Genomic DNA, 26,676 nt, shown 5'->3' with positions numbered 1-26,676 from the left:
TTTCCTATTTGTTTGTTTGTTTTATTAAATTTTCTATTTTTTCTGCATATTCAAAAGAGTCATCTTTAGCAAAAAGTATTTTTGGTATATATTTCATAAATACTTTTTTAGACAAAACTTTTCTAATCAAAAAAGAGTATTCTCTTAATTTTTTAATAACTTTTTCTGTATCTTTGCCTCCTAGAGGTAATACATATGCTTTTGCAATTTTAAGGTCTTGACTCATTTTTACTTCTGTAACTGTTACAGTGTTAGTTTCTAAATTTGGCACCTTAGCTTCATTTCTTGCAAAAATCATACCTAAAGATTGCTTAATCATCTCTCCAACACGCAATTGCCTTTGTGATACAGGTTTTCCTGTTTTATCAACCATTATATAGTCCTCTCAGTAGAGGTTGAGCTATAAGCCTCTATTGTATCATTTTTTTGAAAATCAACAAAATCTTTGAGCGTTATCCCACATTCTTGCCCATTGCTAACCTGTTTAGCCTGATCTTTTTCTCTAAAAATTGTACTTATTTTACCAGTATAGATGATTGCCCCATCTCTAATTAACCTAGCATTTGCACCACTAGCAATTTCTCCATCAGTTACTTTAGATCCAGCAACTTTTCCTGTTCCTGAAACTTTAAAGATTTCTAAAATTTGAGCAGTACCATTGATTGTTTCTTGTACATCTGGAGCAAGGAGTCCTGACATTCTCAATTTAATATAATCTAAAACTTCATAGATAATATTAAATGAAGAAATTTTAATTTTTTCGTTCTCTGCTAATTTTTTTGCTTCTTTGCTAGGCTTAACATTGAATGCAATGAGAGTGGCATTAGATGCTTTTGCTAAAGTCACATCTGTTTCTGTTACCATTCCAATATCTGATAGAATAATTTTAGGCCTAACTTCATCGTGTATAATTTGTTTAATGGCACTTTTAATTGCTTCTGCAGACCCATGTACATCCGATTTTATAATAATATTTAATTCTGCAGCAGATTTATCTGCAAAAGCAGAATCTTGTGTTGCAAAAGTTAAGGGACTTCCTCCTGTTTTATTTTCATCAGCTCTATTCTCACTTAACGTTTTGGCTTCTTTTTCAGAATCCACTACAATAAAATCATCTCCAGATTTAGCAGCTCCATTAATTCCTAAAATTTCAACAGGTGTTGACGGAGGTGCTTGATCAATTGCTTTTCCTTTGTCATCAATTAAAGCTCTTACTTTTCCCGATTTTAATCCACTAACAAAAAAGTCACCTCTTTTAATTGTTCCTGAAGTTACAACAACAGTTGCTACCGCTCCTCTGCCTACATCAATTTTCGATTCTAAAACAATTCCTGTTGCTTTAGATTCAAAGTCAGTTTTTAAATCTAAAATTTCAGCCTGTAAGACAACTGCCTCTACTAATTTATCTAAATTTTTTTTTGTTTTTGCAGAGATTTCAACCATTAAAGTATCTCCTGATAAATCTTCAGCTATAAGTTCATATTCTAAAAGTTGATTTTTAATTTTTTGTGGATCTGCCTCTGGTAAATCACATTTATTTATTGCAACAACTATTGGAACATTTGCAGCTTTTGCATGTTTTATAGATTCAATTGTTTGAGGTTTGACACCATCATCTGCTGCCACAACTAATACCACAACATCTGTCAGCTTTGAACCTCTGGCTCTCATCTCCGTAAATGCTGCGTGACCTGGAGTATCTATAAATGTTATTTTATTTGATTCATGTTCTATTTGATAAGCACCAATATGTTGAGTAATTCCACCAAATTCTCCTAATACGACATTTGCACTTCTCAAAACGTCAAGCACTGAAGTTTTACCGTGATCAACATGGCCCATTACAGTTACTATTGGAGGTCTGTTTTTTAGATTTTCAGATCTTGAATCTTTAATCTTTTGAATAATCTCTTCAACTTTTGTTTCTCTTATGGGATTATGACCAAATTCTTTTACTAAATATTCAGCAGTATCTGCTGCTAATGTTTGATTAATAGTAACTGTTACTCCCATTCCAAATAAATGTTTTATGACATTATTAGATTGTTCAGCCATTCTATTAGATAATTCTCTAACAGTAATTGCTTCAGGAATATTGACATCTCTTTTGATTGGTTTTAAATTTTCTTGAATTTCTTCTTTAGTTAGTTCTCTATTCTCTTTTAACTTCGCTCTTTTAAGTGAAGCCATACTTCTTGATCTTGCTTCAATCTCATCACTTAAAGCTCTTGAAACAGTCAATTTTAGTTCTCTTTTTTTTGTATCAGGCTTTCCCTTGTCTCCAGCATCACCCTTAAGTCTTCTTGTTGCTCTCTGTTCTGCTAATTTACGTTTTTCGTAATCATTAGTAATTGATGTAGATGGTTTGAGAGATGAAGTAGTTCTTGGTACAAAACTTCCTGCAGGGCTTACAACTGGTTTTGATCTTACACTCGCAGGTCTACTAATATTGCTTCTAGGGCTAAATTTGCTTGGTTTTTTTTCAATTACAACTGAATTTTTACTTTGAGTTTTTGCTAACTCTATATTTTCTATTGATTTCTTCGCTATACCAGAAAGTGTTAATTTTGTTTTTTTGTTGTCCATATTTCATTACTCAATCTTTATAAATTATACTTCTTGCAGACATAATCAGTTCATCTGCTTCAGTTTTTGATAAAGCAAAATCTTCAAGATATCCTTGAATTTTAATTCTTTCACCTTTTACAATGTCATAACCACCTGTTAATTCGTCAGATGCAAGATCTGCAAAGTCTTCTAGTTTTAAAATTTTTTGTTCTCCCAGGGTAACTAGCATTCCTGGAGTAAGACCTTTGTGATTTATAAGATCATCTTGAAGTCCTAAATCTTTAATTCTTTTTGTTATATCTTCCTGATCCTTTTGGTAAAATTCTTTAGCTCTTTCTATTAAAGCTTTAGCGGTATCTTCTTCTATTCCTTCAATTTTCATTAAGCTTTCGGGTGTGCTGTCTTTAATATCTGAAATTGAGGAAAAACCTTCAGCCACAAGTAATTGTCCTAATGTTTCATCTAATTCTAAATTTTTAACAAAATTTTCAGTCTTTTCTTTAAACTCTAATTGTCTTCTTTCTGAATCTTCTGCATCTGTCATTATGTTAATTTCATAATTTAATAACTTTGTAGCTAGTCTAACATTCTGACCTCTACGACCAATTGCTTTACTTAAGTTTTCTTCAGTTAAAATTACATCTAATTTTTTTGCAACACTATCAACGTTTACTCTTTGAACTTCTGCTGGTGATAATGCATTTGAAACTACTATTGCTGGGTCTTCAGACCAATTAACAATATCAATTTTTTCTCCTTGCAGTTCATTAACCACTGCTTGAACTCTTGATCCTCTCATTCCAACACACGCTCCTACTGGATCTAATGAAGTGTCAACCGCTTTGACACAAATTTTTGCTCTGCTACCTGGGTCCCTTGCTGATGACTTAATTTCAATTAAACCATCATAAATTTCTGGAACCTCTTGAACAAATAATTTTTCCATAAACTTTGGGTGCGCTCTTGATAAAAATATTTGTTGTCCCCTAGGTTCTCTTTTTACATCATAACAATAAGCCTTGACTCTATCTCCTGCTTTAATATTTTCTCTGGGGATCATTTCATTTTTTTGAATAATTGCTTCTGTTCTACCTAAATCAACTATTACGTTTCCAAATTCTAAACGCTTTACAATGCCACTTAGAATTGTATCTTTCTTATCTATAAAATCGTTATACTGTCTTTCACGCTCTGCTTCCCTTACGTTAAAACTAATAACTTGTTTTGCAGTTTGTGCTGCTATTCTACCAAAATCAAAAGAAGGTAACGGTTGTAAAATTTCATCACCGATTTTTTTATCATTATTTTCTTCACTTAAAATAATTGCATCCTGAAGATTAATCTCAGTGTTTGTATTCTCTATTTTTTCTACAACAATTAATTTTCTAAAAATTCCAATGTCGCCACTCTCTCTGTCAATTAAGACTTTAATTTCATTATCCTGGCCAAATTTAGATTTAGCTGCTTTTGCAATTCCAGTTTCCATTGAATCAATGATTAATTCTTTATCAATAGATTTTTCTAAAGCCACTGCCTCAGCAATTCTTAACAATTCTAGTTTATCAGATCTTCTATTTAACATATTTTTATTAGCTCCAAAAAAAAATGGGCTTCAGCCCATTTTGTAATTTCAATAATGTAACGACAATATATAAAGAATTTTTTTTAATTCAATAAGAACTATTTAGAAAAAATACCCTTTTTATCTGTCTTTTCCCAAGAAAATGAACCATCTGCTTCTGGTATCCTTCCAAAGTGTCCATAAGCAGCTGTTTTTTCATAAATTGGTTTATTCAAGCCAAGCATTTCTCTTATTCCTCTTGGGCTTAGATCAAAGTTTTCTGAAATTTTTTCTGAAACAAATCTATTTTTCTCCAAATCATTATCAAATAAATCCACATAAATTGATAAAGGTTTAGAAACTCCAATTGCATAAGCTAATTGAATTAAACATTTTTCAGAGACACTTGAAGCAACAACATTTTTTGCAATGTATCTTGCAGCATAAGCTGCTGACCTATCTACTTTAGTTGGATCCTTACCAGAAAAAGCTCCTCCACCATGAGGTGCTGCTCCACCATAAGTATCAACAATAATTTTTCTTCCTGTTAAACCACAATCTCCATCTGGTCCACCTATTACAAAATTTCCAGTTGGGTTTACATAAAATTCTTTTTCATCAAAATCTTTTAAAAATTTTTCTGGAATTGAGTTTAACATATATGGTGTTAATAATTCTCTTACCTTAGCCTGATCTATGTCTGCAGAATGTTGGGATGATATCACAACTGATTTAACTCTAGTTGGTTTACCATCAATATACTCAAAAGTAACTTGACTCTTCGAATCTGGTTCTATGTTTTTTAGTTTTCCAGATTTTCTATCTTCTGCCATAAGTCTTAAAATTTTATGTGAATAGTGAATAGGTGCTGGCATTAATTCTTCTGTTTCATTACATGCATATCCAAACATTATTCCTTGGTCTCCAGCTCCCTCGTCTTTATTACCTGTAGAATCAACACCCATAGCTATATCTGCAGATTGTGAATGAAGATGACTTTCTATCTTTGTTGCTTCTCTCCATGTAAAACCATCTTGGTCATAACCAATATCTTTGATGCATTCTCTAACTTTTTGAATAAGGTCTTCTTCTTTGATTTCTGGACCTCTTACCTCTCCAGCAAGAACAACTTTGTTTGTTGTGGTTAGTGTCTCACATGCAACTCTAGAAAAAGGATCTCCAGCAAGGTAACTATCTACTACCATATCTGAAATACGATCTGATACCTTATCAGGATGTCCTTCTGAAACTGACTCACTAGTGAATAAAAAATTTTTCAGATTACTCATATTTAAGTCTATTAAATGAAAAAATTAAAAAAATATATATTAAAATTAACATTAAAAAGATTTTATTCCCATATAACATAAAAGGTGTGGATTTAACTAATTTACTCTCAGACAGCTCAACATATCCTGTTGATCCAAATTCTACTTCTTGTTCTATAATCCCTAAAGGATTAACAATTGCAGAGATCCCATTGTTTGTGGACCTGATTATATACTTACCACTTTCAATGGATCTAAATATACTGTGTGAAAAGTGCTGCTTAGGACCTACAGAATTTCCAAACCAACCATCTTCTGAAATATTAATTATATAATCAAAATTGTTATTTCTAGATAATTCACCTGAATAAATTATTTCGTAACAAATTAAAGGAAGTATATTTAGATCAATTTTACTATTTTTTATATTCAGTGGAGCTCTAGTTTTTCCACTAGAGAAGGATTGATAGCTATTAGTTACTGTTTTAAGGCCTATTAAACTAAGAATGCTTTCAAAGGGGGTAAACTCTCCAAATGGTACTAAATTAACTTTATTGTATTTTACAATGATATCTAGTTTGTTATTAAATATAGCCATTGAGTTATAAAATAAATTTTTATTATTTTTTTTCTCCGTGCTGTTTAAACCCATGATGATTAAATCATCCTCTCCAAATTTATTTAAAAATAGGTTTTTATACCCACTCATATCTCTTAAGTAACTGTCTGGAATAATCCCCTCTGGCCACACAAAAATTGTAGGTTCTATTTTTGATGGGTCGCTTAGTTTTATAAGCTCATTAATTATCTTTAACTCGTCCTGGTTTGAATAAAATCTATCTAGACTAATATTTGATGATATTGCTTTAATTTTATAAAGGTTTTTTACACTTTCTAGAGAATTAAAATTGTCGTTTTTTATGTGACCAAATATTAAAAACGCTGCAGATACTAAAATAAAAAAAAAACAAATCATAATTTCTGTTCTAGAGTTTCTCAAAATAAATAAAGCAGGGACAGTAAATAAAGAGATACAGATTAAATTAAAAGAATAAGTTCCAATAATAGAAAGAATTTGAATAAAATAAATACTATTTGAAAAACTAAATGAGATTAGATTCCAAGGAAAGCCTGTAAGTATAGATCCCCTGATAAATTCGATTGTGCCAAATAAAATTGAAAAAATAAAAAAGGAACTGACTACATTTTTTGAGTAAAGAATTGAGAACAAATATGTCATTAAACCATAAAATATAGCTAAAAAGGCTGGCAATAAAATTATAGCAACTGGGATTAAAAACTTAAAACTCTGATCAAATGTTAATGAAATCACTATCCAGTATAGGTTAAATAAAAAATATCCAAATCCAAAATACCATCCATATTTAAAAAGAGATTTGTTATTAGGCGTTCTTTTTTTTTTATTAAAAATAAAAATAAAAAATAAGGAAAAAGTAATAAAATTAATTATAAAATGATTATACGGTGGTAAGCTGTAAGAACTTATTGCTCCCAAAGAGATAATATAAAGAGCGTTTAAAAAATTTTTATTAAAAAAGTTTGACAATTTTTTTTTCGATAGTTTGGTAAATTTTTTCTTCTTCAATTAGCATCTCTTTAAAATTTTTTAATTTAGTATGGTCATAACCTAGCAAATGAAGAAAGCCATGAATAAAAATCTTAGTTACTTTACTCTTAAACTCTAGGCTACTTAAGGTTTTTGGTTTATTCATAAACTCGTAACTAACAATAATATCTCCAATATAAGGTGATTTTTTTATATTAATTTTTTTTTCAGAAGGAAAAGATAAAACATCTGTTGATTTATTTTTATTTCTAAATTTTTTATTTAATTTTTTAATATTTTTATTATTTGAGAGTAAAATTGTTAAACTCACTTTTTTTTTAATAAATCTGTATTTTTTAGGAAAAGCTTTCACCAGAGAATTAAAAAAAAAATGAGGTTTTTTAATTTTTTTATTCCAAAGACTGCTCTCAGGAACTACATCAATGCTAATCATTTTCTTGATCTGAATACGCTTTTACAATTTTAGAGACAAGGGGGTGTCTTACTACGTCAGAATGGTCAAAATCTACTACTGAGATTTCGTTTAAATGGCCTAGTAATTTTTTAGATCTATTTAATCCAGACATATTCTTGTGGGGCAAATCAATTTGAGAGGGGTCACCATTTATAACTATTTTAGAATTTTCCCCAATACGCGTTAAGAACATTTTAATCTGTGTATCTGTTGCATTTTGTGCCTCATCTAAAATTGCAAAGGAGTTTTTTAAAGTCCTACCTCTCATAAATGCCAGAGGTGCTATTTCAATATCTCCAACCTCAATCATTCTTTGAATTTTTTCAAAATCAAAAAGGTCATATAGAGAATCGTATAAAGGTCTTAGATAAGGATCTACTTTTTCCTTCATATCTCCTGGCAAAAAACCTAGTCTTTCACCAGCCTCCACTGCTGGTCTTGATAATATAATTCTTTCGATCTTCTTATCGAGTAGCAATGTCAAGCCGACAGCCACAGCCAAAAATGTTTTACCTGTTCCTGCAGGACCGGCTGATATAACAATATCACTTTGTCTTAAAGCTCTAACATATTCTTTTTGTTTTTCTGATCTTGGAATAACTGATTTTTTTGGAGTTTTAATTATGTCTGAAACATTATTATTTTTTACTTTTTCTTCGATCATAAATTTATCTACTGAAGAGATTATATCTTTTTTTTCTATACTTCCATTGTTTATAAACTGGTTGGCTAAAAATTGAATAGCATTTTTTGCAATTTCATTTTGTTCTGGTGTTGATTTTATCAAAATAGAATTACCTCTAGAATAGAGATTAATATTAGTAATTTTTTCTAGTCCTTTAAGATTTTCATTAAATTCACCAACCACGCCCATTAACAAATCATTATCTTGAAATATAACACTCAAAGAATTGTTGTCTGAATAAACAAATTTTAAAGTAGAGTTAATTTTTTTCCAAGTTAAGTTTTTCAACTTTTAAGCTACCTTCTGTTTATAATTTTCTTGTAATTTTCCAAATAAACTATTTTGATTACTGCTAGTTATCTCTATTTTTGCAACTTTACCTATACAATCAATATTACCATCAAAAATTACAGATGTCATAAATTCCGTCCTACCAAATAACTTAATTCCATCTTTCATCTTATTTTCAACCAAAATATTAAGAACCTTACCCTCTAAAGACTTATTTTTATTTATCTGATTTTCAAATAATATTTTTTGAATTATTTCTAATCTTTCTTTTGATTTTTTTTTATCAACTAATTCTAGATCTGCAGCTACAGTGCCTGGTCTTGGGCTAAAAATAAAAGAATAAGAGTTGATAAATCTTATTTTTTCAATTAACTCCATTGTTTGTTTAAAATCATCATCACTTTCTTCTGGGTATCCAATAATAAAATCACTTGAAAACTCTATATTGGAATTAATTTTTTTTAACTTTTCATAAATTATTAAATATTCTTCAATAGTATGCTTTCTATTCATTAGTTTTAAAATTTTATTTGATCCACTCTGAACTGGTAAATGGACTAAAGGCATTAATTTAGTTGATTTTTTATAAACATTTATTAAATCATCAGTCATGTCTTTAGGGTGAGATGTGGTGTATCTAATTCTTTCCAGCTCATTAAAGCCTTCTAGCTCTAACAATAAATCAGATAATCTGAATTCCTTATTTTTATCTTTATAACTGTATGCATTAACATTTTGACCTAAAAGAATAATTTCTTTGGCACCACTTTCAACTATCTCCTTGGCCTCATTTATGACTTGATCGAATGGTCGAGAATATTCAGGGCCACGCGTATATGGAACAACACAAAAATGGCAGAACTTATCACACCCTTCTTGGATTGTTAAAAAAGAAGATACCTTACTGTTTTTATTTCTAATTTTACTTAAATAGTTAAATTTTGAAATTGTATCAAACTCTGTCTCTTCTTCTTTTCTCTTATTGTCTATATGCTTTTGTATAGTGTCATTAATTTTATGGTATGATTGTGGACCAATAACTATATCAATGTAGGGTTCCCTGTTTAACATTTCCTGATTTTCTGCTTGAGCAACACATCCAGCCACAATCACAATAGGCTTTTTTTTAGATCTAAAAATTTTCTTTACTCTTCCAATTTCATGATAAACTTTTTCTTTTGCCTTATCTCTTATATGGCATGTATTTAAAAGATAACAATTTGCATCTTCATAGTTGTTTGTTTTTTCAAAACCTATTTTTTTTACTGTATCGAATATACGATTAGAATCATATTCATTCATTTGGCAGCCAAAAGTTTTAATAAAAATTTTTTTTAACATCGGGTTAAGGTTTTTTTTTTACCCCATATAATTCCAGTTTATGATCCACTAAACGATAACCATACTTATCTGCAATTTTTTCTTGTAACTTTTCAATTTCCTGATCAACAAACTCTATAATCTCTCCTGACTTAACATCTATTAAATGGTCGTGATGACCTTCATTTAATTCTTCATATCTCGCTTTTCCTCCTTTAAACTCGTGCTTTGCTAAAATTCCAGATTCTTCAAATAGTTTTACTGTTCTATAGACCGTTGCAATACTAATTTTTGAGTCAATTTTTGAAACCCTATTATAAAGTTCGTCTACATCAGGATGGTCGTTTGACTCTGACATAATTTTAGCAATGATTTTTCTTTGTTCTGTAAGTTTAACTCCTTTGGCTAAACACTTTTGTTCAATATTTTCTGACATGGCTAATTTTAACTTAAATAAATAGGATTAATCAAATTCTTTTTAATTTTATATTTTTTACACAACTGTGGCACATCCACATATTTTTTGGTCTCAGATTCGTTAAAATCATCAAAACTAAAGCAATAATAGTCAATTTTTTTAGTTAAAAACAAGGCTTTAATTGTTGATAGAGAGTTTCTAATACCCGCAAAACTGCCTGGTCCTCTATTAACATAAATAGCACCTATTTCATCTAAAGAGCTTTTATTATTTTTTAAAAACTCATTAATTAAGATCATTAATTTTTCAAAATTAATTTTACTATTTTCATGACTACAAGTATAAATATTTCCACTAACAATGAATGTTAAAAAAATTTTATCTCTAGCAGCATCTACTATTAAGTTATTCATTATAATATTATTATTTAATTCTAATTCTAAAGCAGAAGAAAAGAATATCAAATATTATTACGACGATAAGGGCATTCTTTCATTGATGTATCATAGATTTAATGACAATAAATACCCCTCAACCAATATCCAAATGGATGTATTTAAGCAGCAAATGCAAATAATTAAAAACTTAAAGTATAATTTTTATGACCCCAAAGATTTAGAAAAAAATTTTCACACTGCAAAAATAGAAAAGAAAATACTTATAACTATAGATGATGCGTTCTCTTCATTTTATGAGTTTGCCTGGCCCTATTTAAAAAAAGAAAAAATTCCATTTATTCTTTTTGTTTCAACTGAATCTGTTGGGAAAAATGGATATATGACTTGGAATCAAATTAAAGAATTAGAAACGGAAAGTGCAGTATATATAGGTAATCATTCTCATACACATGATTATTTAGTAGGCCTAAAAAATCAAGACTTTATGAGTGATATTGACACCTCATCTTCAATCTTTAAAGAGAAACTAGGATATAATCCTATTTATTTTTCTTACCCTTTTGGAGAATATAGCACAATTATAAAAGAATATATTTCCAAAAATTTTAAATTTTCTTTTGGGCAACATTCTGGGGTAATTGACATTAACAAAGATCGATATGAATTACCAAGATTTCCAATTAATGAAAAATATGGTGATCTAAAAAGATTTGAATTCTTAATAAATCTTTATCCTTTGCAATATAAAGTTTTACATCCAGATGAAAAATATTTAACAAATAATAACAATCCTCCAAAATTTTTAGTAGAATTTTTTGAAGAACAAAAAAACATAAAAAATATAAATTGTTTTTCTGACGAAGGAAACAAATGGAAAAAATCTATTATCAATTTTAATCAAAACACGCTAAAATTGAATTTTAGAGATAAATTTAATTTTAGGAGAGGAAGAATAAACTGTTCCCTTAATGATGATGGAGTATGGAGGTGGTTTGGAGTTCAGTTCTCTGTAAAACAGAATTAAATTAAACTCTCCAAATCAATACTTGAGGGAAGCAACTTTGCATCATCAAAATCTACTAGATTATTTTGTTTTATTATTTGTTGTAAAACTCTAACATATTCTTTTCCTGTCTCTGCATATTTGTCCAGATATGTGGTGAGAATCATACTGTCTAATTTGTTTCCTTGATCTCTCATTTCAGCTCTAGCACTCCTAAAATCTTTATAAGAGGAGTGTGTATTTAGGTTTCTTTGATAAGCCCTAACTGAAGCTTGCAACACTTTAAATTTCATAACTTTATGTGTGCTGCTCCCATCTGCATCTGAAGGTTTTATTCCCTCACCAGACCAAGTCCATTGGCCAAATAATGCATTACCTTCTTGTGCAAACCTCGATGTACCCCAACCAGTTTCTTTTGCTGCTTGTGCAATAGCCATTGAGGTTGGAACTTCATCCATTCTAATTTTTAATGTTGGTAAATCTCTATTTAATACACCGTATTGCTTAAATTTTGAATTTAACCAATTTTTTTCTAGTTTAGTGTTTTTACTTTTATTTAAAATACTAAAAAGTTTTTTTCTATCTAATTTGATATTATTATTTTCTTTAATTACTAATGGTAAAATAATTTGAATAAATAAATTTTTTCTTTTCTTTGAGTTCTCAATTTTTTTTATTTCATGTGGTAATAATGTTAAAGAAATTGGTTTAACTAATTTAGTTTTTCTAACATCTTCTAAATTATAGTTAGTTGATTTAAATATCTCTTCAATTGTGGAAGCGCTCAATCTGACAGTGTCAATAGGAAGTTCATCAAAAATTAATATATCCTCAAATAAAAATTTGTTATTTACTTCACTATCAAGTTTTTGACTCTTATTTTCCAGCAAAGTCTCTAATTTATTTTTTGAATCATTTTCAGTAGCTTTAGAATAGCTCATTCTTTCCTTTGAAAAATTAATAACGAATGGTGTAACGGAAAATACTGAAATAATTACTAAGCTCGACAAAAGGGTTCTTGCTATAGGCCCAAAATTATTTTCATTATGTTCATTATGTTTTTTTTTTCTTATTATGAAACCTTTTTTTTTTAAATATTTCTTTATTTCAGAAATTGAAAATTTATTTTTTTTCATGATTATATTGCAACCACTTCTTTTACCTCAGGTAAATAATGACACAAAAGATTTTGAACACCTTGCTTGAGAGTCATAGTTGAACTTGGACACCCAGAGCAACTACCTTGTAATTCTACCTTAACAATACCATTTTTAAATTCTTTAAACTTTATATCTCCACCATCTTTAGCTACAGCAGGTCTAATTTTTGTCTCAAGAATACTTATAATCTTTTTTTCAATTTCATTTAACTCTTCCTTTTTTTCTTCAAATAATTCGTTTGCAATAACAAATTCTTTTCCAGTGGCATAAAAATCATTAATTAGTGAAATAGCTATATGTTTAATATCTTCCCAAGTTGTTTCATCTTTTTTATTGATAGATAAAAAATCTTGTCCTAAAAACACTCCAGTTACACCATTGATGGATAAAATATTTCTTACTAACTCATTGTCTGTTTCCTCTTTTTTTGTAACTTCAAAAGAGCCACTATTAGACACATTTTTACCTGGCAAAAATTTAAGAGAATTAGGATTTGGTGTTATTTCGATTTGAACAAACATATATTTATATATAAAGGTAAATATCTAAATTTAAACTAATTAATATATTTAGCTAAAAACCTACCAATTCTTTCATTTCTTTAATTTTTTTTGAAGCAATTTTGTCTGCTTTATTAGATCCATCTAATAAAATTGAATCTAAATACTTTTCATCACCTAATAATTTTTTAATCTCTTTTGAAATTGGCTCAATTTTATCAATTAGTGCTTCTGATAATCTTTTTTTAAATTCAGAAAAATTTTTTCCACTAAATTCATTAATAGAATTCTCTAAATCTTGACTTTTCAAACTTGAATAAATACCTAATAAATTTTCTGCCTCAGGTCTTTCAGTCAAATTTTTAAGTTCTTCAGGTAATGGTAATGGGTCTGTTTTTGCTTTTTTTATCTTATTTAATATTTCTTCTTTATTGTCCGTAAGATTAACCCTACTTAAATCTGAAGGATCTGATTTACTCATCTTTTTTATTCCATCTTTAAGACTCATAATTCTAGAAAATTTTTTTTGTATCATAGGCTCTGGTACTTTTAGAAAATCTTTAACATTAAAATCGTTGTTAAATTTTTGCGCTATATCTCTACAAAGTTCTAAGTGTTGTTTTTGATCATCTCCAACTGGAACATGTGTTGCGTCATAGAGCAAAATATCTGCCGCCATTAGAACTGGGTAAGAATAAAGACCAATGCTAGCTTTTTCTTTATCTTTACCAGCTTTTTCTTTAAATTGAGTCATTCTATTGAGCCATCCTATTCTTGAAACACAACTTAAAATCCATGCAGCCTCCGAATGTGCAGGAACCATTGATTGATTAAAGATTATACTTTGAGTTGGATCAATTCCACATGCAATAAATGTGGCTGTGGTTTCTCTTATATTTTTTTTTAATTCTTTAGGATCTTGTTTAACTGTAATTGCGTGAAGATCCACAACACAAAAAATGCATTCATTTCCTTTATCATTCTGGAGCTCAACAAAGTTCTTAATTGCACCAAGATAATTTCCTAGATGAAGGTTTCCTGTTGGTTGGACGCCTGAAAAAATTTTTTTAAACATGTTAATAGTTTAAATTAATATCACTTCTTTTAAAAGCCTTGATTAAAATTGCAATCAAAAGATAAAATATTATGCCTAATACAACTGTACCTATTAGATAAATAGCTTTAAAGTTTGCCTCGTAAAGCAACTTGTCATTAAAAAAATGAATTACATAATTAAAAAACATTCCCATTAATACTGAAGCTAATAAAATTTTAACAAACCTATTTATAAACACTGGATTAAAACTAAATAAATTATTTATTTTTAAAAAAATAAATAATAAAAAAGCATTAAACCAAGATGATATTGTAGTTGCTATTGGTATAATTATAAAACCAACTTCCTTAAAAAAAATAATACTAATAAACACATTCAATAAAACAGAAATTAAAGAAATATAGAAAGGTACTTTAGTATTATGATGTGCGAAAAAGAAAGCCGAAAAAACTTTAATAAGAGAAAATGCTGGTAATCCAATTGCAAAATAGAATAAAGCTTTTGCTGAATTTTTAACACTTAGTTCATCGAAAGAACCATATCCAAATAAAGAAGATATGATTTCTTCAGAAGCAATAATCAATGCTATTGCTGCAGGAATACTTAAAAATAGACTTAACTCTAGCGCTTTATTTTGAATCAGGTTTATTTTTTTTTTATTACTCTGAACATACTTGGATAGTTGAGGAAGTATTATTGTACCTATTGCAATTCCTGCAATAGCAAGATTTATTTGATAAATTCTATCCGCATAATAAAGATATGATACTGCACTAGCTTGGAAAGATGCAATGATTGTCCCTACTAAAATATTTATCTGAGTAACACCAGAAGAAAAAATACTAGGAAGCAATTTTTGAAAAAAAAGTTTAATTTTATTATCAATTTTAAATACAAAATCAATTTTTGGAGAAAAGTTTTTTTTAACAAAAAAGTATAAGAAAATAAACTGAAAGATACCTGAGATAGTTACCGCATAAGACAGATAGTATACTAATTGATCATTTAAAATTTTTCCAAAGAACAATACTCCAATTAAAAGAATATTTAAAATTATAGGTGCAGCTGACGCGATGGCAAATTTATTATGAGAATTTAAAATAGCAGAAAAAAAAGATGCCAAGCTAATAAATAATAAGAACGGAAATGTAATTCTTGTCAAAGTTACAGCTAATTCCATTTTTTGATGATCGCCTTCAAAACCTGGCGCTATCATAAAGACAAATAGTGGCATCATTATCTCAATAACAAGAACTAAAAAAAATAATCCTATTAAAAGTAAAGTAAAAATTTTATTTGCAAATTTTTGTGACTTTTTTTTATTATCTAGTAGTGATGAATAGCTGGGTACAAATGCTGCATTAAATGTTCCTTCTGAAAATAATCTTCTAAAGGTATTTGGAATCCTAAATGCAACGAAGAAAGCATCTGCCAAAGGGCCTGCACCAAGAAACAGGGCTATCAATATGTCTCTAACATAGCCCAATAATCTACTTATTATTGTAAAAAAACTAAATGTGCCTGTTGACTTAATTAGGTTCATAAATCATATTAGTCTTAAATTTGCTCCATTTGTATATCTAATTAACATAAATGAAAAAAACAAAAATAGACCATTATACTGATAAGGAAGCTTTAGATTTCCACTCCAGAAATAAACCTGGAAAAATTGAGATCAATTCTTCTAAACCAATGACTACAAAGAGAGATCTAGCTTTAGCCTATTCTCCAGGTGTTGCTGTACCAGTTAGAGCAATTGCAGAAAACCCAGATTCCGCATATGATTATACTTCAAAAGGAAACCTTGTTGCTGTTATTAGTAATGGCTCAGCAATTTTAGGTATGGGCGATTTAGGTGCTCTAGCCTCAAAACCAGTTATGGAAGGAAAAGCAGTTCTATTTAAAAGGTTTGCAGATATTGATTCTATTGATTTAGAAATTGATTCTAAAGATTCTAATGAGATTATAAATAGTATAAAAAATTTTGCATGCAGTTTTGGAGGAATAAACTTAGAAGATATAGCTGCTCCAGATTGTTTTATTATTGAAGATAAATTAAAAGAAATTTTAGATATTCCTGTTTTTCATGACGACCAACATGGCACAGCAATTATTACAACTGCTGCATTAATTAATGCCCTAGATATATCTGGTAAATCTATTAACAAAATTAAAGTTGTTGTGAATGGTGCTGGTGCATCTGCAATGGCTTGTACTAATTTATTTAAAAATAGTGGTGTTCCTCAAAAAAATATAATTATGGTAGATAGATCAGGGGTAATCTATCAGGGCAGAGAAGGATTAAACCAATGGAAATCATCACATGCTGCTGAAACAAAATTTAGAACATTAGATGAAGCAATTAGTGGTGCTGATGTTTTTTTAGGACTTTCTGTGAAAGGTGCTCTCTCAAAAGATATGGTAAAAAAAATGGCAAAAAACCCTATAATTTTTGCTTGTGCTAACCCTGATCCTGAGATTACTCCTGAAGAAATACAAGAAGTTAGAGATGATGCTATTATTGCTACAGGAAGATCGGATTATCCCAATCAAGTAAATAATTTAATTGGGTTTCCTTATGTTTTTAGAGGAGCTCTTGATGTTAGGGCAAAAACTATTAATGAAGAAATGAAAGTAGCTGCGGCAGATGCTATAGCAAAGCTTACAAGGGAAGATGTTCCTGATGAAGTGGTTGCAGCTATGGGTGGTGATAGACCTCATTATGGGAAAGATTATATAATTCCATCCACTTTTGATCCAAGATTAATTAGTGTGATTCCTGCCGCAGTTGCAAAGGCTGCAATGAATAGTGGTGTTGCTAGAAAAGATATTAATGATTTTGAAGTTTATAAAGAACAACTCAAGCAAAGACTTAATCCGTCAGTTACAATTATGCAGGGTATTAATTCTTATATTAAAAAAAATCAAAAAAAAATTGTTTTTGCAGATGGTGAAGACAAAAATACTCTTAAAGCAGCAATTGCATTTAAAAATTCAAAGTTAGGAATTCCAATTTTAGTTGGTAAGAAAGAAAAAATTATAGAAAGAATAAAAGAGATTGGTTACGATGATCATTTTGGCATTGAAATAATAAATTCAACAGACTCTAAAAAACGGGAAAAATATGTTAATTATCTATTCAAAAAAATGCAAAGAGAACAAGGTCTTTTAGAAAGAGACTGTGATAGGCTTGTAAGAAATGATAGGGTTATATGGGCATCTTGTATGGTGGCATGTGGTGATGCTGATGGAGCTGTAACTGGCAACACTAGGAGATTTGGAGCATCTTTTGAAAAGGTTACACAAGTTATAAAAGCTAGACCAGGAGAGATCATGTTTGGGTTAAATATGGTTATTGCAAAAGGAAAAACTATTTTTGTTGGAGATACTAGTGTTAACGAATATCCAAGTTCAGAAGAGCTTGCTGAAATTGCCATATCTGCTGCAAGAGTAGTTAAAATGTTTGGCTTTATTCCAAAAGTTGCCTTTGTTTCTCATTCAACGTTTGGCCAACCTCTCACAAGTAGAACCAAACATATAAAAAGAGCTGTTGAAATTTTAAAAAATAAAAATGTAGATTTTGATTTTGATGGTGACATGCAGCCTGATGTTGCTTTAAATGAGGAATATAAAGAACTTTATCCTTTCTCAAGCATTGTTGGTAATGCAAATATCTTAGTAATGCCAGGACAACATAGTGCTGCGATTTCATATAAAATGATGAAAAGCTTAGGTGATACAAAAGTGATTGGACCTCTATTAATTGGATTAGGTCAACCAATTGAAATAGCACCATTAAGATCTTCTACATCAGAAATAATTAATCTAGCTTCAGTTGCGGCTTATTCTGCTGATGTGATTGACTATGAAAAAAATTAATTTTTTTGAATTCTTAAATCCTCAACTAAAACTATACTTGCTATAACGTCTACAACATCCAGTATTTCTTTAGCTTCACTTATCACTTCTTTTCTTTCATCATTTGTTAAAGAAATTCCATAAATAAATATTTTTTTCTTATAAGTGTCTATTTGATAATTTGTTGCCTTAATTTTTTTATTAAATATTAGGGCCGTACGCAATTGAGAAGTTATCAACAAATCTTTTGCTGATTGTTTAAAATTAAAATCTTCTTTTAATTTAATATCATTTTTAACTGATCTAGTCCCTTTAGTTTCCCATGCTAATTTTGTAATTTGAAGTTTTTCTTCTGGATCATCAACTTTTCCTGTTAAGAAAATTCTACCATCTAAAACTTTTGTACTTACAGATAATAAATGATTTTTATCTCTTAGTGCTAATCTTGCTGCTAAATTTTTTTGCATTACAGAATCATCTATTTGAGTTCCTAAAGATCTTGGGTCTAAAGCAACACTAACTCCTGTTCCGAAAATACCTTTTGAACTTATTCCCACACATCCTGTGAAGATCAAAAAAATTAAACTTATTAAAAAAATTCTACTTTTCATTTTTTAGTTTTAAACAGTAATTATAAATTTCTTTTTTGGGTACATTAGTATTTTGACTAATTAAATCAGTAATGTCTTTAATGCTTAGTTTTTTAATCATTTTTTGAATATTTTTTTTATCAGATTCTTTCAAGATTATCGAAGGATTTTTTTCTTTAAGTTTTTCAGAAATAACAATTGTTATTTCCCCTTTTGGATCAGACTTAAAAGGCTCAAGATCATCAATATCTAATCTACTATACTCCTCATAAAATTTTGTCATCTCTCTACATATCAAAATTTTTCTCCCTGAAAAATGATACTTAATTTCCTTTACAGATTTATTAAATTTTCGTGGAGAAATAAAAAAAATAATACAGCTATTTAAATTTGCTAATTTTTCAAAATCTTCTTTTAACTTTTTATTTTTTTCAGGAAAGAATCCATAAAAAAAATATTTTTCACTAAAACCACTAATAGAAATAGCAGTTGAAACAGCTGATGCACCAGATATTGGAAAAATGTTAATATTATTTATCACACACTCATTAATTAATATTTTTCCAGGGTCAGAAATTGAAGGAGTTCCCGCATCAGAAATTAACGAGATAACACAGTCTAATTTTAAAATATTTATTATTTTAGATAGATTCTTTTTTTCATTAAATTTGTGATTCGAAATTAACTTTGATTTAATTTCATACTTGTCTAATAAATTTTTTGAAGTTCGAGTATCTTCACACAGTATATAATCTGATTTTTTTAGGACATCTATGGCTCTTAAAGTAATATCACTTAAATTTCCAATTGGAGTGGCAACAATATAAAGGCCACTTTTAATTTTATTATTTTTATCTTCAGTATGTAGAATCATCACAATATAATCGTTATAATAATATCATTAAAATGAAGAAAATTATTAAAATTATATTACTTTTAACTTTAACTTTTTCACTTTCAACAGCAGAAATCATTGCTAGTGAAAAAATCAAAATTGGATTGCTTGTTCCTTTAACGGGTAAAAATTCTGAGATAGGTCAATCTATAGTTAAATCTGTACGACTAGCTATTAATAAAATAAACAACCTATCGATTCAAATTGTTCCTAAAGATACTCGATCTAATCCTGAAAGCACTTTAAAGGCAGCAAAAGAATTAGCCAAACTAGATATAAAAATAATTATTGGTCCAGTTTTTAACGAAAATTTAATTTATCTTGATGAATTAGCTAATATAACTTTTTTATCATTAACAAACAAAAATAACAATTTTTCAAAAAATATTATTAATGCTGGTATTAATGCAACTTCACAATTAAATACCATTAAAAAATTTCTAAAGTTAAAAGAAATAGAAAAAACTATTTTTTTAACTCCAGATGTAAATTATAAAAATGAAATTAAGAAAGCTATTTCTGTTTCTAAAATAAAGATAATAAAAAATTATGTCTACAATACAGATCCTACTAAGCTAACTCAACAAATAGAAAAAATAACACAATATGATAAGAGAAAACAAAATCTTGATGATGAAATAGTTAGATTAGAAAAATCAGATCAAAACAATAAAGAGCAATTAATTGAAAAATTAAAAAAAAAAGACACTCTTGGCAGTGTTAGATTTGACTCTATAATAATTGCAGATTTTGATGAAAGCCTAAAAAGTGTTACAACCTCCCTGTTATATACTGATATCTCACCTAAAAAAAAATATTTCATAACACTAAATCAATGGTTTGATAAATCTCTACTCGGGGAAGCAAGCACACAACCACTTTATTTTCCTTCTATAAATAAAAAAAATTATGAAGATTTTTCAGCAGAATATTTTAAAAGATTTAATCATTATCCAAATCAATTATCTTTCTTAAGTTTTGATTTAGTTGGACTAGTTTATTACTTGATACTTCAAAACAATTCAATTGTGGACGAAAAAATATTTACTAAAAAAACTTTATTTAAAGGTAAGGTTGGAATTTTTGAAATAAAAAATAATAAAATTAACCATATTCTTAATTTTTATAAAGTTGAAGATAATGAGTTTACAAAAATTTTTTAATTTTTTTAAAAGCTTTAAATCTATGATCTATCCTATATTTTTGTGATACTTTCATTTCTCCAAACGTGATTTTTTTTCCTTTAGGTATAAAGATTGGATCATAACCAAATCCATTTTTTCCTTTCATATAAGGTGAAATATGTCCTTCAATTTTACCAATAGAATTTATAGTTTTTTGATTGGGTCCATAAATAGTTAAAGCACAAATGAATCTGGCTTTAATTTTTTCAGTTTTCCAATTTCTGTTTTTTTTATCTAATTCTTTAAAAACTTTATTCATTGCCTTAATGAAATCTCCCTTTTTTCCACCCCATCTAGCTGAATGGATACCTGGAGCTCCATCTAAAATATCAATCTCCAGCCCTGAATCATCTGATAAGCAAATCATTTTTGCTTTTTTAGAAAAATATCTAGCTTTAATTAAAGAATTTTCTTTAAAAGTTTTTCCATTTTCAGGGGGGCTTTTAATATTAAAGTCAGCTGTAGAGTAAATTTTCAGGTTTTTAGGCAATAAATCCTTAATTTCCCTTAATTTTCCAGTATTGTTGGTACCAACTAATATTTTTGTAATTTTTTTCTTTAACATCTAGCAATTATCAAATTTCATACCATATAAGTCTCAATGGAAAAAGATCAAAACACTAATTTTGAAACACAAAATAATGAATCTGGAGAGATTAAAACAGAAGAATTAGACAATGACTCTGTATCTCGAGCTTCGGAAAGCAAAGAACTGCCAAACGAAATTACTTCAGAAGAAAAAATTTTAGAACTGCAAGATAAATTGTCTAGGGCTTTCGCAGAAATGGAAAATCAGAGAAGAAGATTTGAAAAAGAAAGAGAAGATGCTTTTAATTATGGAGGTTTTGCTTTTGCAAAAGAAACTTTAAACTTAGTGGATAATTTGGAAAGGTCAAAACTGATACTAGAGAGTGATGAGATTTTGAAAAATTCAGAAGCTTTAAAAAAAACTTTAGAGCATTTTGATATTATAAGTAAAGATATGATTTCTATTTTATCAAAAAATGGGATTACTCCTTTAGATTCGATTGGTAAAAAACTAGATCCAAATCTTCACCAAGCAATGATCGAGATTGAAGATGATCAAAAAGAGCCAGGCACCATTATTCAAGAGATTCAAAAAGGTTTTATGATGAAAGATAGATTGCTTAGACCATCTCTAGTAGGAGTTTCAAAAAAAACAACAAATAAAGCAGAAAAAAATGAGGAAAATAAGGAGAATTCAGACAATTTATAATATTTGTCAGAACTTGTAGATTAAAAATTAACACTTATATGAAGAGTAGGATTTAAATTATGAGCAAAATTATTGGAATAGATTTAGGAACAACAAATTCGTGTGTATCTATCATGGAAGGTAGTCAGCCTAAAGTTTTAGAAAATGCAGAAGGTGCAAGAACAACTCCTTCTGTTGTTGCTTTTACTGATGATGGAGAAAAACTTGTTGGACAACCCGCAAAAAGACAAGCGGTAACTAACCCTGAAAATACTATTTTTGCTGTAAAAAGATTAATTGGGAGAAATTTTGAAGATCCTACTGTAAAAAAAGATATTGCAGCAGCACCTTTTAAAATAGTTAGCTCAGAAAAAGGGGATGCCTGGATTGAAGCAAAAGGTGAAAAATATTCACCTTCACAAATATCAGCTTTCATTCTTATAAAAATGAAAGAAACAGCTGAGAAATATTTGGGACAAGAAGTAACTAAAGCTGTGATAACTGTTCCTGCTTACTTTAACGATGCTCAAAGACAAGCAACAAAAGATGCTGGTAAAATTGCGGGATTAGAAGTTTTAAGAATTATAAATGAACCAACGGCTGCTTCATTAGCATATGGTTTAGATAAGAAAAAAGAAAATAAAAAAATTGCTGTATATGACTTGGGTGGAGGAACTTTTGATGTTTCTATTCTTGAATTAGGTGATGGTGTATTTGAAGTTAAATCTACTAATGGTGATACATTTTTAGGTGGAGAAGATTTTGACAACACAATTGTTGATTACTTAGTTGGTGAGTTCAAAAAAGATAATGGAATAGATTTAAAAACTGATAAACTAGCCCTTCAAAGGTTAAAAGAGGCTGCTGAAAAAGCAAAAATAGAACTTTCGTCTGCTGAACAAACTGATGTTAATTTACCATTCATAACTGCAGACAAAACGGGTCCAAAGCATATTAATTTGAAAATGACTAGAGCAAAATTAGAAGCTTTAGTTGAAGATTTAATTTCAAGAACTTTGCCACCATGTAAAACAGCTCTAAAAGATGCGGGTCTTACTGCAAATGAAATTGATGAAGTTGTAATGGTTGGTGGAATGACAAGAATGCCTAAAGTTTTAGCTGAAGTTAAAAATTTTTTTGGAAAGGAACCAAACAAAAGTGTAAACCCTGATGAAGTAGTTGCAATGGGTGCAGCAATTCAAGCAGGTGTTCTTCAGGGGGATGTTAAAGACGTGCTTCTTTTAGATGTAACACCTTTGTCACTTGGAATTGAAACATTGGGTGGAGTATCAACAAAATTAATTGAAAAAAACACAACAATACCAACAAAAAAAAGCCAAGTCTTTTCTACAGCAGATGACAACCAACCAGCTGTATCAATAAGAGTTCTTCAAGGTGAAAGAGAGATGGCATCTGATAATAAAATGTTGGGGAATTTTGAATTAATAGGTATTGCACCAGCTCCAAGAGGAGTACCTCAAATTGAAGTAACTTTTGATATTGATGCAAATGGAATTGTTAGTGTTTCTGCAAAAGATAAGGGAACTGGAAAAGAACAAAAAATTCAAATCCAAGCTTCAGGTGGCTTGAGTGATGAGGAAATTGAAAAGATGGTTAAAGATGCAGAGACTAATAAAGATGAAGATAAAAAGAAAAGAGAATCTGTAGATGCAAGAAACCAAGCAGATACCTTAATTCATTCAACTGAAAAAAATTTAAAAGAACATGGTGCTAAAGTTTCAGACGCTGAAAAGAAAGCAATAGAAGATGCGTCAACTGATTTGAAAGAAGCTATAAAAGGAACTGATACTGAAAATATTAAAAAGAAAACAGAAGTTTTAGTTCAGGCTTCTATGAAACTTGGTGAAGCTATCTACAAATCTCAAGAAAAAAAAGAAGGTTCACCTAAAGATGGTGATGAGAATAATGAAACAAAAAAAGATGACAACGTAGTTGATGCAGATTTTGAGGAAGTAAAAGAAGAAGGTAAAGAAGAAACAAAAGAGGATAAAAAAGAAGAAAATAAAGAAAAAAGTGCTTAATACTTAAAACAACTATCATCTTAGACTAACTTATGGCTAAAAGAGATTTTTATGACGTTTTAGGTGTTAGCAAAAATGCAAGCCCTGAAGAATTAAAATCTGCATACAGAAAACTAGCAGTAAAACATCACCCTGATAAAAACCCTGGAGATAAAACTTCCGAAGACAAATTTAAAGAAGCTGGTGAGGCATACGGTATTCTTTCTGATGCGGGGAAAAAACAAAACTATGATAATTTTGGCCATGCTGCTTTTGAGGGTGGAGGGGGTTCGAGACAGGGTGGTGGCTTCGGTGGAGCTGATTTTTCAGATATTTTTGAGGATTTTTTTGGTGACTTTGGCGGAGGTGGTAGGTCGAGAGGGCGAAAAACAAATAATAGAGGTTCTGATTTAAGATATGATTTATCAATTTCTCTTAGAGAGGCGTATGAAGGTAAAAAGCAAGATATAAAATTTTCAACGACTGAAAAATGTACATTGTGTAAAGGAAATGGTTCTAAGCCTGGTCACTCTCCAGACAGATGTACAGTTTGTGGTGGGAACGGTAAAGTAAGATCTAATCAAGGTTTTTTTACAGTTCAACAAACTTGTCCTCAATGTCAAGGAACTGGAGAAGAAATTACTAATCCATGTACTGACTGTAACGGTCAAGGCAACAAACAGGCTTCAAAAAAAATATCAGTAACAATACCAAAGGGTGTTGATGACGGAACTAGAATAAGATTGGCTGGCAAAGGAGAAGCTGGCACCAAGGGTGGAGCTAGTGGAGATTTATATTTATTTATTAATGTTCACTCTCATGATTTATTTAAAAGATCTGATGAAAATTTATTTTTTGAATTTCCTATATCAATTGCTGATGCTGCACTAGGTACTACAATTGAAATACCAACAATTGATGGTGGTAGGGCAAAAATTAAAATACCTGATGGAACTCAAAATGGAAAACAATTTAGACTAAAAGGAAAAGGAATGCCTTACATGCGAGGAAGTGGAAATGGAGACCTTTATGTTCAGGTCAATACCGAAGTTCCAATTTCACTAAATAAAGAGCAAAAAGAGTTACTTGAAAAATTTAGAGAAATAGAAAATGAAAAATCAAATCCAAGTATTAAAAAGTTCTTTCAAAAAGCTAAAAGTTTTTGGAAAAACTAAAAGACTAATTAACCAAAAAAGGTTAATATTTTCTAAATGAAAAAAATCAATTTAGCAATTTCTGGTTGTCTTGGGAGAATGGGTCAGCAACTTATTAAATCTTCTAAATCTAATAAAAACTTTAAACTTGTAGCTCTTACAGAAAACAAAATTATCAATAAAAAAATAGCTAATATCAAACTTGATTTAAATACAGAGCTAGCTTTTAAAAAAACTGATGTAATAGTGGACTTTACAGTTCCAAAATGTACTTTAGATATCCTTAAAATTGCATCAAGACTTAAAAAAAGAGTAGTTATTGGAACAACTGGTTTTACTAAAAAAGAAGATAGTTTAATTAAAAAGTATTCAAAAAAAATTCCTATATTAAAAGCTGGTAATATGAGCTTAGGTGTTAATTTGTTAATGTATTTAACTGAAATTGCTTCAAAATCATTGAATGATGAATATTTAAGCAAAGTGTATGAAGTTCATCATAAACATAAAAAAGATTATCCCTCAGGAACAGCTTTAATGCTGGGAAAAGGTATAGCAAATGGAAAAAATAAAAATCTTTATAATTTAATTGGTAAAAAATTTTTAAATAAAAAATCTTTTCAGTATGGAAAAAAAATTAATTTTAATTCAATTAGAAAAGGAGAAATTATTGGAGAGCATGAGGTTGCATTTTCTAGTGGTAAAGAAATAATAAAATTAAATCACGAAGCATTTGACAGATCTTTATACTCTGATGGTGCTCTAATTGCTGCAAAATGGCTTATAAATAAAAGGCCTGGACTTTATTCAATGAGAGATTTATTAAATTTTGAATAATGGATGAAAAAGACAAAATAAATAAAATACTTAAAATTTTAAATAAAATTTATCCAACAACTCCCATTCCCCTAGTCCATAAAAATAAATTCACTCTTTTAATGTCAGTCCTTTTGTCGGCACAGTGTACTGATTTAAATGTTAATAATGTAACTAAAAATATATACCCAAAATATTATAAACCTGAGCATTTCGTAAAATTAGGCAGAAAAAAAATTGAAAGATTAATTAAAAGTATTGGTATTTTTAGAGTTAAAGCAAAAAGTATTTACTTAATGTCTAAGCAACTTTTAGATAATCATGGTGGCAAAGTACCTAAAAGCTTTGAAGAGCTTGAAAAACTGCCTGGTGTAGGACATAAAACAGCAAGTGTAGTGATGTCTCAAGGATTTGGTATACCTGCATTTGCAGTAGATACTCATATACATAGGCTTGCTCAAAGATGGGGTTTAACAAGTGGTAAAAATGTTATTCAAACAGAGAAGGATTTAAAAAGACTATTTCCTAAAAAAAAGTGGAGCAAATTACACTTACAGATAATTTATTATGGAAGAGAATTTTGTAAGGCAAGGGAGTGTTATGGTTTGACTTGTAAAATTTGTACCACTTGTTATCCTAATAGAAAAAATCCAGTTAAAATAAAAAAAGCTTAA

The 26,676-nt window shown here is 29.2% G+C and carries 25 protein-coding genes; 8 read left to right on the top strand and 17 right to left on the bottom strand.

What is annotated here, in order from left to right; all coding sequences use genetic code 11:
- Positions 1–4: 4 nt before the first annotated feature.
- The 10 genes from rbfA to AC5YGA_RS06830 all read right to left on the bottom strand — a co-directional run bounded on the left by rbfA (position 5) and on the right by AC5YGA_RS06830 (position 10,566).
- Positions 5–373, bottom strand: a complete 369-nt coding sequence (rbfA, locus tag AC5YGA_RS06875; protein ID WP_415304024.1) for a 30S ribosome-binding factor RbfA — start codon at positions 371–373, stop codon at positions 5–7.
- Positions 373–2,586: a translation initiation factor IF-2 gene (gene infB / locus AC5YGA_RS06870; protein ID WP_415308407.1), complete on the bottom strand. Its 2,214-nt coding sequence runs from the start codon at positions 2,584–2,586 to the stop codon at positions 373–375. The genes rbfA and infB overlap by 1 nt, the downstream gene beginning before the upstream one ends.
- 10 nt (positions 2,587–2,596) lie before the next feature.
- The gene (nusA, locus tag AC5YGA_RS06865) at positions 2,597–4,150 is read right to left on the bottom strand and encodes a transcription termination factor NusA (protein ID WP_415308405.1); all 1,554 of its coding nucleotides are present in this window, start codon (positions 4,148–4,150) and stop codon (positions 2,597–2,599) included.
- A 98-nt stretch (positions 4,151–4,248) separates the two neighbouring features.
- Positions 4,249–5,418 (bottom strand): methionine adenosyltransferase, encoded by a 1,170-nt coding sequence (gene metK / locus AC5YGA_RS06860; RefSeq protein WP_415308403.1) that lies wholly within the window; start codon positions 5,416–5,418, stop codon positions 4,249–4,251.
- A complete protein-coding gene (lnt, locus tag AC5YGA_RS06855) occupies positions 5,411–6,913 on the bottom strand; it encodes an apolipoprotein N-acyltransferase (RefSeq protein ID WP_496170034.1) in 1,503 nt (500 codons plus the stop codon). The genes metK and lnt overlap by 8 nt, the downstream gene beginning before the upstream one ends.
- A gap of 34 nt (positions 6,914–6,947) precedes the next feature.
- Entirely contained in the window at positions 6,948–7,418 is a 471-nt protein-coding gene (ybeY, locus tag AC5YGA_RS06850; RefSeq protein WP_415308399.1) for an rRNA maturation RNase YbeY, read from the bottom strand.
- A complete protein-coding gene (locus AC5YGA_RS06845) occupies positions 7,411–8,412 on the bottom strand; it encodes a PhoH family protein (protein ID WP_415308398.1) in 1,002 nt (333 codons plus the stop codon). The genes ybeY and AC5YGA_RS06845 overlap by 8 nt, the downstream gene beginning before the upstream one ends.
- Positions 8,413–8,415: 3 nt before the next feature.
- On the bottom strand, positions 8,416–9,756 hold the full coding sequence (miaB, locus tag AC5YGA_RS06840) for a tRNA (N6-isopentenyl adenosine(37)-C2)-methylthiotransferase MiaB (protein WP_415309371.1): 1,341 nt from the start codon (positions 9,754–9,756) through the stop codon (positions 8,416–8,418).
- Between the two features lie 4 nt (positions 9,757–9,760).
- On the bottom strand, positions 9,761–10,171 hold the full coding sequence (locus AC5YGA_RS06835) for a Fur family transcriptional regulator (RefSeq protein ID WP_496169996.1): 411 nt from the start codon (positions 10,169–10,171) through the stop codon (positions 9,761–9,763).
- An 8-nt stretch (positions 10,172–10,179) separates the two neighbouring features.
- Complete coding sequence (locus AC5YGA_RS06830; protein ID WP_415308397.1) at positions 10,180–10,566, bottom strand: peptidase M22; 387 nt, start codon at positions 10,564–10,566, stop codon at positions 10,180–10,182.
- Here AC5YGA_RS06830 and AC5YGA_RS06825 point away from each other — a divergent pair.
- Positions 10,514–11,575 carry a polysaccharide deacetylase family protein gene (locus tag AC5YGA_RS06825; RefSeq protein ID WP_415308395.1) on the top strand — a complete coding sequence of 354 codons (1,062 nt, stop codon included), beginning with the start codon at positions 10,514–10,516 and terminating at the stop codon, positions 11,573–11,575. The genes AC5YGA_RS06830 and AC5YGA_RS06825 overlap by 53 nt on opposite strands.
- Here the strand turns inward: AC5YGA_RS06825 and AC5YGA_RS06820 are convergent.
- From AC5YGA_RS06820 to murJ, 4 genes are read right to left on the bottom strand one after another with little or no spacing between them, the layout of a single operon-like run.
- On the bottom strand, positions 11,572–12,690 hold the full coding sequence (locus AC5YGA_RS06820; RefSeq protein ID WP_415308393.1) for a glucosaminidase domain-containing protein: 1,119 nt from the start codon (positions 12,688–12,690) through the stop codon (positions 11,572–11,574). The genes AC5YGA_RS06825 and AC5YGA_RS06820 overlap by 4 nt on opposite strands.
- A gap of 2 nt (positions 12,691–12,692) precedes the next feature.
- A complete protein-coding gene (locus tag AC5YGA_RS06815) occupies positions 12,693–13,235 on the bottom strand; it encodes a NifU family protein (RefSeq protein ID WP_415308391.1) in 543 nt (180 codons plus the stop codon).
- Between the two features lie 52 nt (positions 13,236–13,287).
- On the bottom strand, positions 13,288–14,289 hold the full coding sequence (gene trpS, locus AC5YGA_RS06810) for a tryptophan--tRNA ligase (protein ID WP_415308389.1): 1,002 nt from the start codon (positions 14,287–14,289) through the stop codon (positions 13,288–13,290).
- A 1-nt stretch (position 14,290) separates the two neighbouring features.
- The gene (gene murJ, locus AC5YGA_RS06805) at positions 14,291–15,814 is read right to left on the bottom strand and encodes a murein biosynthesis integral membrane protein MurJ (protein WP_496169995.1); all 1,524 of its coding nucleotides are present in this window, start codon (positions 15,812–15,814) and stop codon (positions 14,291–14,293) included.
- Positions 15,815–15,864: 50 nt separating this feature from the next.
- Between murJ and AC5YGA_RS06800 the strand changes: the two genes are divergently transcribed.
- Positions 15,865–18,150, top strand: a complete 2,286-nt coding sequence (locus tag AC5YGA_RS06800) for an NADP-dependent malic enzyme (RefSeq protein WP_415308387.1) — start codon at positions 15,865–15,867, stop codon at positions 18,148–18,150.
- Here AC5YGA_RS06800 and AC5YGA_RS06795 read toward each other — a convergent pair.
- Both AC5YGA_RS06795 and rsmI read right to left on the bottom strand, forming a co-directional pair.
- The gene (locus tag AC5YGA_RS06795) at positions 18,147–18,740 is read right to left on the bottom strand and encodes a BON domain-containing protein (RefSeq protein WP_415308385.1); all 594 of its coding nucleotides are present in this window, start codon (positions 18,738–18,740) and stop codon (positions 18,147–18,149) included. The two genes, AC5YGA_RS06800 and AC5YGA_RS06795, sit on opposite strands and share 4 nt — an antisense overlap.
- Entirely contained in the window at positions 18,730–19,593 is an 864-nt protein-coding gene (gene rsmI / locus AC5YGA_RS06790; RefSeq protein WP_415308384.1) for a 16S rRNA (cytidine(1402)-2'-O)-methyltransferase, read from the bottom strand. The genes AC5YGA_RS06795 and rsmI overlap by 11 nt, the downstream gene beginning before the upstream one ends.
- A gap of 32 nt (positions 19,594–19,625) precedes the next feature.
- On the opposite strand from rsmI, the gene AC5YGA_RS06785 reads away from it, so the two are divergent.
- Positions 19,626–20,777, top strand: a complete 1,152-nt coding sequence (locus tag AC5YGA_RS06785; protein WP_415308382.1) for an ABC transporter substrate-binding protein — start codon at positions 19,626–19,628, stop codon at positions 20,775–20,777.
- Here AC5YGA_RS06785 and rdgB read toward each other — a convergent pair.
- A complete protein-coding gene (gene rdgB, locus AC5YGA_RS06780; RefSeq protein WP_415308380.1) occupies positions 20,761–21,363 on the bottom strand; it encodes an RdgB/HAM1 family non-canonical purine NTP pyrophosphatase in 603 nt (200 codons plus the stop codon). The genes AC5YGA_RS06785 and rdgB overlap by 17 nt on opposite strands.
- 36 nt (positions 21,364–21,399) lie before the next feature.
- On the opposite strand from rdgB, the gene AC5YGA_RS06775 reads away from it, so the two are divergent.
- Genes AC5YGA_RS06775 through nth form a run of 5 tightly spaced genes read left to right on the top strand, consistent with a single transcriptional unit; the run spans position 21,400 to position 26,676 of the window.
- Positions 21,400–22,035: a nucleotide exchange factor GrpE gene (locus AC5YGA_RS06775; protein WP_415308379.1), complete on the top strand. Its 636-nt coding sequence runs from the start codon at positions 21,400–21,402 to the stop codon at positions 22,033–22,035.
- 59 nt (positions 22,036–22,094) lie between these two features.
- On the top strand, positions 22,095–24,056 hold the full coding sequence (dnaK, locus tag AC5YGA_RS06770; protein ID WP_415308378.1) for a molecular chaperone DnaK: 1,962 nt from the start codon (positions 22,095–22,097) through the stop codon (positions 24,054–24,056).
- Between the two features lie 32 nt (positions 24,057–24,088).
- Positions 24,089–25,210: a molecular chaperone DnaJ gene (dnaJ, locus tag AC5YGA_RS06765; RefSeq protein ID WP_415308376.1), complete on the top strand. Its 1,122-nt coding sequence runs from the start codon at positions 24,089–24,091 to the stop codon at positions 25,208–25,210.
- Between the two features lie 36 nt (positions 25,211–25,246).
- The gene (gene dapB / locus AC5YGA_RS06760; protein WP_415308375.1) at positions 25,247–26,023 is read left to right on the top strand and encodes a 4-hydroxy-tetrahydrodipicolinate reductase; all 777 of its coding nucleotides are present in this window, start codon (positions 25,247–25,249) and stop codon (positions 26,021–26,023) included.
- Positions 26,023–26,676 carry an endonuclease III gene (gene nth / locus AC5YGA_RS06755; RefSeq protein WP_415308373.1) on the top strand — a complete coding sequence of 218 codons (654 nt, stop codon included), beginning with the start codon at positions 26,023–26,025 and terminating at the stop codon, positions 26,674–26,676. Before dapB ends, nth begins: the two co-directional genes overlap by 1 nt.

Source organism: Candidatus Pelagibacter sp. uisw_091 (assembly GCF_059512525.1).
This window is presented reverse-complemented; position numbering and strand designations above follow the sequence as displayed.

Excerpts from the sequence above, each read along its gene's own strand:
- rbfA (WP_415304024.1), bottom strand. The coding sequence starts at position 373 with ATGGTTGATAAAACAGGAAAACCTGTATCACAAAGGCAATTGCGTGTT.
- infB (WP_415308407.1), bottom strand. The coding sequence starts at position 2,586 with ATGGACAACAAAAAAACAAAATTAACACTTTCTGGTATAGCGAAGAAA.
- nusA (WP_415308405.1), bottom strand. The coding sequence starts at position 4,150 with ATGTTAAATAGAAGATCTGATAAACTAGAATTGTTAAGAATTGCTGAG.
- metK (WP_415308403.1), bottom strand. The coding sequence starts at position 5,418 with ATGAGTAATCTGAAAAATTTTTTATTCACTAGTGAGTCAGTTTCAGAA.
- ybeY (WP_415308399.1), bottom strand. The coding sequence starts at position 7,418 with ATGATTAGCATTGATGTAGTTCCTGAGAGCAGTCTTTGGAATAAAAAA.
- miaB (WP_415309371.1), bottom strand. The coding sequence starts at position 9,756 with ATGTTAAAAAAAATTTTTATTAAAACTTTTGGCTGCCAAATGAATGAA.
- AC5YGA_RS06835 (WP_496169996.1), bottom strand. The coding sequence starts at position 10,171 with ATGTCAGAAAATATTGAACAAAAGTGTTTAGCCAAAGGAGTTAAACTT.
- AC5YGA_RS06825 (WP_415308395.1), top strand. The coding sequence starts at position 10,514 with ATGAATGTTAAAAAAATTTTATCTCTAGCAGCATCTACTATTAAGTTA.
- AC5YGA_RS06830 (WP_415308397.1), bottom strand. The coding sequence starts at position 10,566 with ATGAATAACTTAATAGTAGATGCTGCTAGAGATAAAATTTTTTTAACA.
- AC5YGA_RS06820 (WP_415308393.1), bottom strand. The coding sequence starts at position 12,690 with ATGAAAAAAAATAAATTTTCAATTTCTGAAATAAAGAAATATTTAAAA.
- AC5YGA_RS06815 (WP_415308391.1), bottom strand. The coding sequence starts at position 13,235 with ATGTTTGTTCAAATCGAAATAACACCAAATCCTAATTCTCTTAAATTT.
- trpS (WP_415308389.1), bottom strand. The coding sequence starts at position 14,289 with ATGTTTAAAAAAATTTTTTCAGGCGTCCAACCAACAGGAAACCTTCAT.
- murJ (WP_496169995.1), bottom strand. The coding sequence starts at position 15,814 with ATGAACCTAATTAAGTCAACAGGCACATTTAGTTTTTTTACAATAATA.
- AC5YGA_RS06800 (WP_415308387.1), top strand. The coding sequence starts at position 15,865 with ATGAAAAAAACAAAAATAGACCATTATACTGATAAGGAAGCTTTAGAT.
- AC5YGA_RS06795 (WP_415308385.1), bottom strand. The coding sequence starts at position 18,740 with ATGAAAAGTAGAATTTTTTTAATAAGTTTAATTTTTTTGATCTTCACA.
- rsmI (WP_415308384.1), bottom strand. The coding sequence starts at position 19,593 with ATGATTCTACATACTGAAGATAAAAATAATAAAATTAAAAGTGGCCTT.
- AC5YGA_RS06785 (WP_415308382.1), top strand. The coding sequence starts at position 19,626 with ATGAAGAAAATTATTAAAATTATATTACTTTTAACTTTAACTTTTTCA.
- rdgB (WP_415308380.1), bottom strand. The coding sequence starts at position 21,363 with ATGTTAAAGAAAAAAATTACAAAAATATTAGTTGGTACCAACAATACT.
- AC5YGA_RS06775 (WP_415308379.1), top strand. The coding sequence starts at position 21,400 with ATGGAAAAAGATCAAAACACTAATTTTGAAACACAAAATAATGAATCT.
- dnaK (WP_415308378.1), top strand. The coding sequence starts at position 22,095 with ATGAGCAAAATTATTGGAATAGATTTAGGAACAACAAATTCGTGTGTA.
- dnaJ (WP_415308376.1), top strand. The coding sequence starts at position 24,089 with ATGGCTAAAAGAGATTTTTATGACGTTTTAGGTGTTAGCAAAAATGCA.
- dapB (WP_415308375.1), top strand. The coding sequence starts at position 25,247 with ATGAAAAAAATCAATTTAGCAATTTCTGGTTGTCTTGGGAGAATGGGT.
- nth (WP_415308373.1), top strand. The coding sequence starts at position 26,023 with ATGGATGAAAAAGACAAAATAAATAAAATACTTAAAATTTTAAATAAA.